Source organism: Paenibacillus sp. MMO-58, from assembly GCF_037146255.1.
Taxonomy (GTDB): domain Bacteria; phylum Bacillota; class Bacilli; order Paenibacillales; family Paenibacillaceae; genus Pristimantibacillus.
Genome location: NZ_JBBCVY010000004.1, coordinates 155166 through 168040, shown reverse-complemented (window position 1 = coordinate 168040; position 12875 = coordinate 155166). Strand labels below are relative to the sequence as shown.

Genomic DNA, 12875 nt, shown 5'->3' with positions numbered 1-12875 from the left:
GCGCTAACGCCATGTGCTCCCGTATTCATCTGCTTTTTAATTCATAAATTGGACGAATTGCAAAAACCGTTTGATCATAACGGCGGCTTCCGCACGGGTTGCATTCGCTGCCGGATCTATGGTCGTCATGGACTTCCCTTTTATGATTTGAGCAGTGAGCAATTCGGCTATCGAAGCTTTAGCCCAAGGACTAATGGAAGCCTGATCTTTATAGTTTCCAAGAGCATTGTCAATCGCTTGGACCGGTTTGTTCACATAGTTCAGAGCTCTAGCTGTCATAACCGCGATTTGTTCGCGGGTGATTCGTTCATTCGGTTTAAAGGAACCATCCGTATAACCGTTAATGATCCCCGCATTAACGGCCGCCGCAACCGCATCCGCGAACCAGTCTCCTTTTGCTACGTCGCTAAAATCAGCAGCCGCACCCGGAGAGCTAAGCCCAAGGGACCGAACAAGCATTGCCGTAAACTCAACGCGGGTAATCGGTTTGTCCGGTGAGAAGAGGTCAGGCGCAGTACCGTTTATGATTCGTTTTGAGGCCAGCAATTCGATTTCCGGCTTGGCCCAGTGCCCCTGAAGATCAGTGAACGTTCTGCTGCCCGAATCCGAAACAACCGCGTAAATGCTGTTCCCGTTTCGTTTAATGACAAATTCTGTACTTCCCCCGTTAACTTGAAGGACGGATGGAACAAAAGTAAACGTCCTTGTATCCGGGTTAAATAGAAGCGCAGTCGTGTTCGCTGAATTAACGGCTCCCGGCACAATAACCGTTCTCTCAATGTAAGTGCTGCCGAAACCGGTTATCTCAACCGATTGACCGTTTGCTTGCGCATAGATTTTGTAATCCAGAGCAGGTGCAAGCAAGGTTAACCCTTCTTTGCTTGCTTGTTCAGCCAATAAATCCGCCGTACTGCCTGCAACTTTATCAATGACTATGCTTAGGGTCATATTCTCAAGACTCGCGCCAAGCTTTTGCGCTATATCGGCCAAGCCTAAAGCTTTGACGGGAACCTTGTAGCTTCCGAAATCCGTAAGGATAAGGATGGACGCATCCGATAGATCCTTCCCAACATCCACTAATGCAGACGAGGGAATATTCGCCTTCACGCTTCCGCCGTTGTTTTTCAACTCGATAATAACGGAATTGGATTTTACGCTGGATGGCTTGCTGCGAAGAGCCTGGAAGGCGTCTTGAAGCTTCTTCGCGTCAATGGCCGCTTCGGTTACGCCGTCTGTTGAACGGACAATGGTTACCGCATCTTGCCCCAGCTTGATTCCTTTATCCGTTAAATCCGGCCCTGGTTGCGATGTTGTTCCGCCAGAGGACGGGTTCGAGCCCGAATCATTGGACGCAACCGTCACCACGAATTGCTTCTCCAAGCTGCCGTCAGTAGACTTAGCCGTAATGACGGTGCTGCCGATACCAACAGCCTTGACCAGGCCAGCAGCGGAGACATAGGCCACTTTACTGTTCGCCGACGACCAAACTACTCGTTTATTGCCCGCTTCCGACGGCACGACTGCAACATTGATCTGTGCGCTGGAATCAGGAAGCAATTGAAGCTGGCTTTGCGTATCCGTCGTTAAGCCCGTCACTCTGACCGGAGCCTCGGCCGCACTATTGGATACATCTACGCTGCCAAGCTCCAGCCATCCGTCATTATTCTGCTCCGCATTAGCGAAGCGGAACTTCTTGGCGTCTGCGTTGATCTCCTCTAACGGATTCACGTAACGCATGAGGATTTGATAGCTTCCGTTGCTTAAAGCCGGATTGCTCGTCGATTCGAACAGCTTATTGTTGTCGAATCCGTTTGTATTAGGAAGCAGGTCCTTCAAGTCCCAACCCGGTTCCCATACCTTGACGATGCCGCTTTCGGATTTAGCCGCAAGCTCTACCTTCCAGTTGTAGTAGAATGGCGCTACTCCTCTGTTTTCAAGCTCTACTCCGACCTTCAGGTTTCCGTCCGCAGCGTCCAGATAGGCAGAAGGCACGTAATATTCATAGCCCAATCTGCGCGACCCTTCGGCAGCTCTTGCCAGCGCTTCAGACTCCAGCGGAGTTTGGAAGACCCCTTGCGTAATCAGCCAGGAAGCATGGGTCAAGTTCAGGCTGGTGTAATAATCTTCGCCTTGCGCTCCCTCGATTGGCGCCGATGGTTCATTGTATACAGGCGGATCATTGTTCCACATCTTCAATTGAATTTCCGGTCTCATCTCTCCGCCCATGCTGTTCGTTTTCCAGAAATCCGTTACTCCCGCGTCGTTAACTCTACCCCAGAAATGCCAGCCTTGACCTCCGAGACTTGGCGGGAGGGTCTGAAAAGCAAAGGAATCGTCATGATAGCCGACATCGAAGTTTTTGGTTTTGAGCGTGCTGTTGTCCATCGGATATCTTAAGACAAGCTGCGTTTCGTTAAACGCATTGTCCATATCGGTCAGAACCCGCTTCAGGTTGGCGTCTGTCGGCATTAAATTTGGCGATTTGATATTTCCGTCGTAAGGGTACGTATGCCATTCGCCCCAGAAGCCGATCAATCCAATGGTCAGGAAGCCGATACGAGGATCGCCGTCATAACGGGCTCCAAGCGCCCCAATGAAATTGTCCAAGGCTCCCATTAAATGCTCATCGTTATAATCAGGCGCTAGACTTGTAGCATCCTTACCGTTGTTGTATTCCGAATAAGCGTAAGTCTCCAGCCCTTCGTCCAGAAGAAATTGCGGGATTCCGGACGGCTTGTTCGGATAGTCCAGATAGACCCTGAATACGGCCTGATTGCCTCTGGATGCAACGGCTTCAAGCCGTTTGTCCAGCTCCGTCCAATTAAAATCATTCAGGTTGTTCATCAGCTTATTAAGCGGAAGGTAGAAGAACTCCAAGCTGTAAGGAAGCTGCGTTGGACGGTCTCTCCAATCATCGCCTTCGGTGAAATAAGACTCCTCCGAAGCATCGTAGAAAGGAAGGAGACCTTTCAAAGGATTGTCTATTGGTGCCTTTTCATACGCAAGCGCCTTCGTCCCCGCTTCCGTCGCCCAAGCCGGAGGAGCCGGATGGTCAACGGGCTCCGTCGTTTCGCCCCCTCCTGATCCATTCGTCCTGCCAGCTAACGCATAGAGGGCAATTTGGTCGATGCTCAGAACATTGTCAGCTTGATTTTTCGGGCCAAAGCCGAATTGAATTTGCAGAACCTTGCTCGCATCAAACTTCGCGTCGCACGCATCGCAGCCTTGCCATGCGGATTGGACTAATGCGCTCCAAGGAATTCTCACCATTCCCTTGTAGCCAGCGGCAATGGATAGGGAACCTCCGCCAAGAGTGGTTGTTTTCCAGCCTTCGGCACCTTGATAGAATTGTACGGTTCCTCCTTCTTTCAAGGAGAACTCGCCTTTTGGCGCATCCGTAACAAGCGAGATATTCAGATCCATATTTTTGCTGCTTGGCGATAGATTGTTGACCCAGAAGGTGAGCCCGTCAAAGGCGGACCAATCCGAATCCGTCCCGTTAAAGGCAGCGCGTTTAATGTTTACCCAATCGGATGCCGTTTTGCCCGGAGGAGGGGAAACGGAAAACTTCATCGCTTGATTGCCGTTCGAGACATTCACGTGATCGATCGTACGAAGGGTAGACGGTTCTCCGGATTCCCAGTCGATCCGCCAGATGTTCTGCAAGGCAGCATCGTCCGCGTACGATTCGAAATCGTCCAAACTTTTATCCGCCCGATAGAGCATAATGTCATCAATCGTGATGACGTTATGCGGATAACCTGCTGGCGGGTATCCGAACTGAAGTCCCGTTACTTCGCTTGGATCAAGCACGGACGCGCAGTCTGCCTGAACGCCGTCGCATTGCCATGCGGATTGAACGAATTGATCCCAAGCAAGCTTTACAACACCCTTGAAGCCTGCGGGAACGTTAAGCGACGCTCCATTAAATGCCGCAGGCTGCAGGCTTCCATCCGCCGCAATCGTTAAGGCATGCCCGCCTTCCTTTAATCCGAACTCGCCTTTGGCTGCAGGCGTCTGAAGCGCGACATTTAAGCTGAAATCTTTATTGTCGTTTGTTGTATTGTCCACCCAGAAGCTTAAGCCGTCATACTTGGACCAATCTTTCTTGTCCGAAGGAATGGAATGGATAATATTCGACCACTCCGAATCCGCGATTGCGGTCGACAGCCGGAGGCCCTTGCTTCCGCTCGACTGTCCAAGCGCTCTTGTAACGGAGCCCGGTTTGTCGGACCACGCTTCCGTCCAGGCCTGCCCAAGCGCAGCATCATTGGCATAGGACTCGAAATCTTCGATAAGCCCCGGTTTGTCGGAACCGGAACCAGGGTTGGTGCCGGGACCCGTGCCAGGATCAGTGCCGGGATTATTGGTATCTGACTCCACCTTATCCGTAAAGTAGATTTCATCGATATAGATCGTTCCCGTAGTCCCCCACGCAGCTTGAGAGATCGCAATGCTCCAAATCGTTTGCGTTAGATCTACTCCTTGGCTAGACAAATCGATAACAAAGTCTTTGTAGCTTGCCGTTACCTTATCGCCGCTGAATTGTCCGAGCGTTTTCGTTACGCCGCCGATGCTCACATTGACGAGATTCTCTTCGCCTCCGACGGCTCCTTTCGCCCGAATGACCAGCTTGCTCGTATCGGCAAGATTCCGGCCGATATTCGTTTCCATACGCGACATATTCTGAACCTGCAGCACTAATGCGCCGTCTTCTACAACACCGGCGCCGTTCCCATTGGCAAAGCCGCTTGAGCCGGTCCATTGGTTCAGATCGTTCCGAGTATCAGCCGACCATGCCGGCGTTCCGTCGTAATCATCCACTAGCAGGCGCTTAGGCGGTGCCGGCGGTGAAGTTGGAGGCTCCGAACACGGTGCAGCACAATCTCCTATCTTCACCGGCCCCAAATTCAGCCAGCCTTCTTTGTCTTGATCGGTATTTGCGAATCCTACTTTTTTGGCCTTATTGCTAATCGGCTCCAGCGGATTAACGACTTTCATCACTAGATAGTAGTAACCGTCATTTAGCCCCGGAGCGGCAATTGTTGTATCGAAATAATAGGGCTCGCCGAATGGAACATATTTCGGATCGCCGGCTATATTCCATTCCGGATACGTTCTGATCTCCGAAGGCATCACCTTCGTCAAATCCCAGGTTGTATCCCACTCTTTCACGATTTTTCCCGATGCATTCTTGACTCCTAGCTCTACCTTCCAAGGATAAGCGAAAGGAGCAACGCCATTGTTCTGAATAGTGACGCCAACCTTAAGAGGATCGCCTTGAGCAATGTCCTTATAATAGGCGCTCTTCACATTCAGATCGTAGCCCATCTTTCTCACGCCGGCGGCAACGGCAGCATCGCCAGCATTATAGTTGCTGATACCGCCTTGGTTAATCATCCACGTCGCATGAGTTAATTCAATATCGTCCAAGGCATGATCAACGTTAGTCCCGCCGCTGAACAGCTGGCTCTGAATTTCCGGGCGTACTTCCCCGCCAACCGATTCCGTTATCCATTTATTCTCCGAACCGGCCTCCAGCATCTTGGTCAGGAACGAATAATACGCTCCGCCCATACTCTCGGGTTGCGTTACGCTTTGCGGCGGATCGCCTTCTTTATATCCGAAGGAGTCGTCATGGTAGCCTATATCGTACTCCGACGCGCCAGGCAAACCCGGATATCGAACCTCAAGCTTCGTATAGTTGAAGGCTGTATCATAGGCCGTAAAAAGCTCTTTGATTGTATCAGCGTTAGGCATATAGTTCGGCAAACCGTCTGCCGTATCCTCATCGTAAGGGTACGTATGCCACTCCCCCCACAAACCAACGAGGCCCATATGAATAAAGCCAATACGCGGATCTCCATCATACTTTGCGCCGAAAGCTTTAATGAAGTTCGTCAAATACGTGACCATTAACGGGTCGTCGTAATCCGGCTCGTCTTGGTCAAAGGTATCGTTATGACGCATCGCAATGCCGCTGTCATGTATAAACGCCGGTATGGCATCGTCTTTGCCCGGATATTCAAGATAGACTCTAAGCGCCGCCTGATTCCCTCTTGCCGCAATGGCATTCAGCGCCGGCTCAATGCCCGTATCGAACGTAAAGGAATCCGGGCCATTCATCACCGCCTTCAGCGGGACATAATACCATTCCAAGCTATGGGGAAAGGAAGTTTCCGTTTCCCACGGATAGAACGGGGCAAATCCTTTTAGCGGATTGTCCAACGGGCTTGGGGCATAGGTCAAGTCATGCTTGGCCAGAGCACTATCCACCGCGGGGCTTGGATACGGATTCGTCGGTACGCGCGTCGGGCCGGGGTCAGGATCCGCACTTACTCTGCTTGCGGCATTGCCAAAAAACGTGCTCAATAACAAGCAAACAATGAGCATCGCTTTAAGGGATGTCTTTCCGATATCGTGCAAGGATAACCGTTTCATTGAAATCCTCCTCTTCCATAATTGAAAGCGCTGTCAATAATAAGCTTTAAATCTTGTCCCTTTTGTCCATCATCCAATCTGAAACAGGTTTTATCCGGACTCATAGAAGTCCGGATACCCATTATCCTTTTGTAGCACTGAAGGCGATCCCTTCAATAAATTGTTTTTGGAAGATAAAGAAGAGAAGAATCATGGGAACAACCGCCATAAAGGCGCCTGCCATCAACACCGGATAGTCCGTCCCGAACATGGACACCAGCGTCGCTATGCCCGATGACAGGGTCATTTTCTCCGGAGAGCTGTTGATAATCAGCGGCCATTGCAGTTCATTCCAAGCCCACTGCAATTGAATAATAACAATGGCTACCAAAGCGGACCGGACTAAAGGAAGCATGATATGCCAATAAATTTGGAACGGATTGCAGCCATCCAGAACCGATGCTTCCTCCAGCTCCTTGGATATGCTCATGAAAAATTGTCTTAGAAGAAAAGTAGCAAATGGGCTGATCAAGGAAGCAATCCACAAAGCGGTAACGGTGTTTACGAGTCCGAGTTCACTCATCATCATATATTGCGGCGTATAGAACACGGGATTCGGCACCATCATGACCGAGAGAAGCAGGATAAACAAAATCGAGCTTCCCGGAAAACGGATCCGGGCAAAAGCATAAGCCGCCATCGAACTAAAGATAACGGGAAACACGGTCTTCATGACTGCCGATATAACCGTGTTCAAGTAATAATGCGGGAACTCCGATTGCTTAATCGCCTCTATATATCCTCTTAAGCTGGGGGCATCCGGAAAATAACGGATCGGAATCTGCGTGGCTTCCGTCGTTGTCTTCAGCGAAGTCAGCACCATCCATACAAACGGAACGAGCATAGCGATAGCGCTGATAATAAGAATGATGTGAACAACGAGGTGAGCCTTCCTCGCCGATGAGCTGATCATAGTTGCGTCTTCCCCCTTTCTCAGTCGTAGACGACCCATTTTTTCTGGAATACGAATTGAATGCCTGTCAGCGCAAGGTTAATGACCAGCAAAATATTGATAATGGCAGCGCCGTAATTGCGGTCATTATAAATGAAGCTGTTCTGGTAATAGGCATACACAAGCGAGCGAACCGACGGAAGCGCGACATTCGTCTTTCCGATAATCAGATAGATCGAGTCGAAGATCTGCGTAGCTCCAATTAATAGAATGATACTGGTGAAAAATAGAGTTGGCGTCAGCATCGGAATGGTAATATACCGAAACTTGTTGAATCGCTTTGCGCCGTCGATATCCGCGGCTTCATACAGCGATTTCGGTATCCCTTGCAAGCCTGCGAGAACAAGCAGCATATTCATGCCGATCGCCCCCCATACGCCTACGATAACCAACACTAGCATGGCATAATTGCCATTGGACAGCCATGCGATATGCGTCCCCAATAAATGGTTGATGAGGCCGAAGTCTTTAGCGAACAGGACAACCCATACCATCGCTGCCGCGGCAGGCATGGTCACTTGAGGCAGGAAAAATATGACGCGATAAAGGGAAACCCCTTTGATCTTCGTATTCAGCAGTACGGCAAACAAGGTTGAGAGCACAAGCGTAAGGGGTACAAACATAGCTACATAAACTAAGGTGTTGCGCAGATTTTGCCAAAACTCTTTGTCACGGAATAACTTCGCATAGTTATCGAATCCAACCCAATGATTGACGGTCCCGAAATTTTCCGAGTGCTGGAAGCCTAACAGGATCGATTGGATAACCGGCCAACCCCAGAAAACCAATGTGCCTATGAGAGTCGGCGCGATCATGAAATAAGCCCACACATACCTGCTTCTGGAATTCAATTTCACCACTCCCTATTTATCGGAGACGTTCCTGACAGCAGGAACGTCTCCCGAATTCCGCTTTAGTTTAACGATACTTTCTTCATTACTTTGTATCCGCGATGGCTTGATTCATCATCTCCGCAACCTTCTTCGCGCCTTCTTCTACCGAGATGGCTCCGCCCCATGCTTGCGACATAATCTCAGGCTCTTTCGCGAACCAGACCGGATACGACATCGAACCGCTTGGATACGGAGTTGCGTCGGCTACTTGCTCCGTGAATACTTTCAGATTCAGATACGGTCTCGAAGTCAGCCATGCATCCTGCGTGCCGTTGTACGCCGGAATAGCCGCGCCCATCTGCGCTGTAATTTCCGCTGCTTTTTGCGATCCCAGGAACTTAAGGAACAGCCAAGCCTCTTCCTTGTTTTTGCCGCTTGCGGACATCACGTTGCCAAGGCCGTTAATAATATTGGCTCTTTTCACTTTGCCCATAGGCAGTTTCGCCCAATCCCATTTCCCCTTGATAATATCGCTGCTGTCGATATCGCTGATCCTCCAGGATCCGTCGAAAATCATCGCTAACTTGCCGGACTTGAACATCTCGGTTGCTTCCATATCCGTCATTTGCTGATGCGTTGGAGAAGCGCCGTCCACCGTCATTTGGTAACGGGCTTGCAAAGCTTCGATAGAAGCCGGATCATCGTACCCCGATTTGCTCATATCATCGGAAATAATTTTACCGCCGTTAGCCAGCATATCGTTCCAATAGCCGGTTTGCGTATCCATCTTGGCTCCAAAACCATAGATGCCTTTGTCAGGCTGGCTCAGCTGCTTGGCAACCTCGGCCAGCTTGGCGTAAGTCCAAGTGTCGTCCGGATAAGGGATTCCCGCTTGATCGAACAGCTCTTTGTTGTAAGCCAGACCGATGGTATCGAAATCTTTAGGGATGCCATAGTTCTCGCCGTTCAGCGTATAAATAGAAGCAAGATTCGCCGCGTAATTATTGAGGTCGATTTCGCCGGCTGCTACTTTGCTTGTGATCGGCTCAAGGAATTTACCAGATGCGTAAGTTGCGAATTGACCTCCGTGCATCCAGAACACGTCCGGCAGCGTCCCCGCAGGTGCGGCAGCAGACATTTTTGTCCAATAATCGCCCCATGGAATAACTTCGACCTTAACCTTGATGTTTGGGTTTTGCGCCGTAAATTCTTTTGCGATAGCTTCCATTGCCGGCTGCTGAATTTTATCCCAGATGGCATAGGTAAGCGTTACGTTCTTTTTAGGCGCATCCGTTGTTTCGCCGGCGTTGCCGTTCTTGCTGTCGTCCGGCTTGTTAGTTGGCGCGTTGTTCGAGCTGTTGCTGCATGCAGCGGTAATTAAGGAAAGAACCATCAAGACAAGCACTAGCATGAATGAAAATTTGTTTCTTTTCACCATTTGATATCCCCCTAATGAATGGTTTAGGCAAAAATTTTGCATAAACTCTGTCGTTTGCATCACCATTGCCTCTTTACACATTTAGTTTAATCGATCTCTACAAACGCTTTAAATGCCTCATTTTTAAGATTGCATGCCTTATTGTTAAGATGAAAAAAGGTTTGCATTCAAATATAGATTCCTCCATAATATCAGTAAATAATTGCGCAAATTATTTCATAAAACAAAATGGGGAGTGTCTACTATGACAATCACTGCATTGCAACGAGAGCCCGGAGAATTCTGGTGGGGAGGCGTTATCAATGAGGGGCACCTAATGCCGTTTGGCGATCGGCCGCATTCGCGCGACTTGCGTTTGACCGACGATAATCAAGCTTCCCCCTTATTGCTTTCTAATCGCGGAAGATATATTTGGTGCGAGGAGCCGTTTGCCTTCTCCTTTAATGAGAGTACCGTGACGATCGAACACCAGCAGAAGATTATGATTGAAGAAGGTCACCTCACTCTTCAAGGCGCTTACCGGCATGCGTGCGTTAACCATTTCCCGCCTTCCGGCGTTACGCCGGACGAAATGGCCTTTACGGCGCCGCAATACTGCACTTGGGTGGAAATGTTCTATGAGCCGACGCAAGAGAAGCTTCTTCATTACGCGAAATCCATTATTGAGAACGGCTTCCCTCCAGGCGTATTGATCATTGACGATAATTGGATGCAGGATTATGGAACCTGGGATTTCGACAAGCATCGATTCCCCGATCCCGCCAGAATGATCCAGGCCCTGCATGAATTAGGGTTTAAGGTCATGCTGTGGGTATGCCCGTATGTGAGTCCTGACAGCATCATCTTCCGGCAATTACTGAGCCAAGATCTCTTGATGAAGCATGCGGACGGAACGCCTGTCTTAAGAAGATGGTGGAATGGGTACAGCGGGGTCGTTGATTATACCCGCGCGGAAGGCTCCGCATGGTTCAAACGGCAGCTGGACAGGCTGACCCAAGATTACGGGGTTGACGGCTTCAAGCTTGACGCAGGAGAGCCTATACTGCCCGGCCTGCTGGATGACGTTTCTCGGGACGTCGAATGGTCTCGCCCTATTCTCCCCATGGAGGATTGCGAAGCTTACGCGCGATTGGGAATCGGATACGGGCTCAGCGAGCTGCGGATGTGCTGGAAGCTTGGAGGCCAACCGCTTATTCAGCGGCAACGCGATAAGACGCACACTTGGGATGCGACAGGCCTCGGAGGACTCATCCCCAATGCCATCGCTCAAGGCCTCATGGGCTATGCCTATAATTGTCCCGATATGATTGGCGGAGGAATGGATGGCGACATCAATTCGCCTCATTTCCGATTCGATTCCGAACTTTTTATCCGTTTTGTGCAATGCTCTGCTTTATTCCCCGCTATGCAGTTCTCCATGGCGCCTTGGCGGGTTCTCAGCGGTGAAGAATTATCCTGGTGCATGGATGCGGTGCAGCTCCGGACAAAGCTTGGCCCCGGGCTCGCCAAGCTTGCGAATCAGGCTGCCGCGGATGGACTGCCTATCCTGCGCAGCTTGGAATTTGTCTTTCCGAATCAAGGCTACCATGCAATCCAGGATCAATTCATGGTTGGCGATTCTATTCTGGTAGCCCCGGTATTATTTAAAGGACAACTTACTAGAATGATCCAATTTCCGGAAGGTCGATGGCTCGGCGATGACGAAAGTGTAGTAGAAGGCCCTATCCAGCTAGAAGTACATGCGCCGCTGTCCAGGTTGCCGTGGTATCGAAAAATTTAAATCGTTGCTTCGAGGAGGGTGAACTTTACATGAAAAAAATTAAGCTAGCCGTTATAGGAGCAGGTGCGCGAGGTTTCCTGTCCTATATGCCGTATGTTCAAAGATTTCCGAGCGAGGTTGAGGTGGTCGCGGTTGCGGAACCTAACCAAGAGAGAAGAACGAGATTTGCGGAAGCGCTAAACCTAACTGCGGATCAGCTCTATTCAACATGGGAAGAATTGCTGGACGAACCTAAGTTTTGCGATGCGCTTCTGATCTGCACGCAAGACCAGATGCATTACGAGCCTACGATAGCCGCTCTCCGCAAAGGGTATCATGTCCTGCTGGAGAAGCCGATGTCGAACAGTCCAAGCGAATGCGTAGCCATGGAGGCTGTGGCCCGCGAAGAGGGACGCCTGCTCTCGATCTGTCACGTTTCGAGATATACTCCTTTCTGGCAAAAAATGAAGCAGCTTATTCAAGACGGTTCCATCGGGAACGTCATGTCCATTCAACATAACGAAAACGTCGGTTACCTCCATTACGCTCATAGCTTTGTGCGGGGCAACTGGCGTAACGATACGCTTTCCAGTCCAATGATTTTGGCCAAATCCTGCCACGACATGGATCTCATTCGCTGGCTTGTTGATGCCGATTGCGCGAAGGTCAGCTCCTTCGGCTCGTTAAGCCACTTCCGGATCGAGAATGCGCCCGAAGGGTCGACGGACCGCTGCACGGATGGCTGCGAAGTAGAATCCACCTGTCCTTATTCGGCATTGCGCTTCTACATGCAGGACACGAAAGCGAATCATTTTGCGGCGCTTATCGCGGATCCACCTACCGAAACGAATAGAATGAAGGCGATTTTGGAAGGCCCTTACGGCAAATGCGTTTACAGAACGGATAATAATGTCGTCGATCATCAGACGGTAAACATGGAATTCGAGAATGGCGTTACCGTTATGTTCAGCATGAGCGGGTTTACGCGGGATATTAACCGCATCGTTCAAATCATGGGGACCAAAGGGGAAATTCGCGGCGATCTTTTAAACGGCCGTATCGAGCTGTTCGATTTCTCCTCCGGCACGCAGTCGGTTATTCAAATCCCTAACAGCCAGAGCGGTCATCAAGGAGGCGACGATGGAATCATGCGGCAATTCGTGTCCGATCTCCGGCATGAAAGGTACATAGACACCTTGACCTCCGCACAAGCCTCTTTGGAGAGCCACTTAATGGCCTTTGCTGCCGAGAATTCAAGGCTGAATGGCGGCGCCCTCGTCGACATGAAGCTCTTCCGTCAATCTTTTGCTTCAAATGCAACCGTAACTATGCCAAGCGATACCGCCATATAAAAAAGGGGCTGTCTCAGAAGTCATTTACAATGACTCTGGGATGGCCCCTTTTATTTAAGGT

At 50.1% G+C, this 12875-nt stretch carries 6 protein-coding genes; 2 read left to right on the top strand and 4 right to left on the bottom strand.

Annotated elements, in window-relative coordinates; translation table 11 throughout:
- Positions 1-36 precede the first annotated feature (36 nt).
- The 4 genes from WFJ73_RS14380 to WFJ73_RS14365 form a co-directional block, all read right to left on the bottom strand.
- Positions 37-6441, bottom strand: coding sequence for an S-layer homology domain-containing protein (locus tag WFJ73_RS14380; protein ID WP_336773718.1), 6405 nt, complete (start codon positions 6439-6441; stop codon positions 37-39).
- Between the two features lie 121 nt (positions 6442-6562).
- The gene (locus WFJ73_RS14375; protein ID WP_336773717.1) at positions 6563-7393 is read right to left on the bottom strand and encodes a carbohydrate ABC transporter permease; all 831 of its coding nucleotides are present in this window, start codon (positions 7391-7393) and stop codon (positions 6563-6565) included.
- A gap of 20 nt (positions 7394-7413) precedes the next feature.
- The gene (locus tag WFJ73_RS14370; RefSeq protein ID WP_336773716.1) at positions 7414-8289 is read right to left on the bottom strand and encodes a carbohydrate ABC transporter permease; all 876 of its coding nucleotides are present in this window, start codon (positions 8287-8289) and stop codon (positions 7414-7416) included.
- 79 nt (positions 8290-8368) lie between these two features.
- The gene (locus tag WFJ73_RS14365) at positions 8369-9703 is read right to left on the bottom strand and encodes an ABC transporter substrate-binding protein (protein ID WP_336773715.1); all 1335 of its coding nucleotides are present in this window, start codon (positions 9701-9703) and stop codon (positions 8369-8371) included.
- A 244-nt stretch (positions 9704-9947) separates the two neighbouring features.
- Here WFJ73_RS14365 and WFJ73_RS14360 point away from each other — a divergent pair, with 244 nt between their 5' ends.
- Both WFJ73_RS14360 and WFJ73_RS14355 read left to right on the top strand, forming a co-directional pair.
- Positions 9948-11483, top strand: coding sequence for a glycoside hydrolase family 31 protein (locus WFJ73_RS14360; protein WP_336773714.1), 1536 nt, complete (start codon positions 9948-9950; stop codon positions 11481-11483).
- Positions 11484-11512: 29 nt separating this feature from the next.
- A complete protein-coding gene (locus WFJ73_RS14355) occupies positions 11513-12814 on the top strand; it encodes a Gfo/Idh/MocA family protein (RefSeq protein ID WP_336773713.1) in 1302 nt (433 codons plus the stop codon).
- Positions 12815-12875 lie beyond the last annotated feature (61 nt).

Bases quoted from the DNA above. Each gene is read 5' to 3' on its own strand.
- WFJ73_RS14380 (WP_336773718.1), bottom strand. From the start codon at position 6,441: ATGAAACGGTTATCCTTGCACGATATCGGAAAGACATCCCTTAAAGCG.
- WFJ73_RS14365 (WP_336773715.1), bottom strand. From the start codon at position 9,703: ATGGTGAAAAGAAACAAATTTTCATTCATGCTAGTGCTTGTCTTGATG.
- WFJ73_RS14360 (WP_336773714.1), top strand. From the start codon at position 9,948: ATGACAATCACTGCATTGCAACGAGAGCCCGGAGAATTCTGGTGGGGA.
- WFJ73_RS14355 (WP_336773713.1), top strand. From the start codon at position 11,513: ATGAAAAAAATTAAGCTAGCCGTTATAGGAGCAGGTGCGCGAGGTTTC.
- WFJ73_RS14375 (WP_336773717.1), bottom strand. From the start codon at position 7,393: ATGATCAGCTCATCGGCGAGGAAGGCTCACCTCGTTGTTCACATCATT.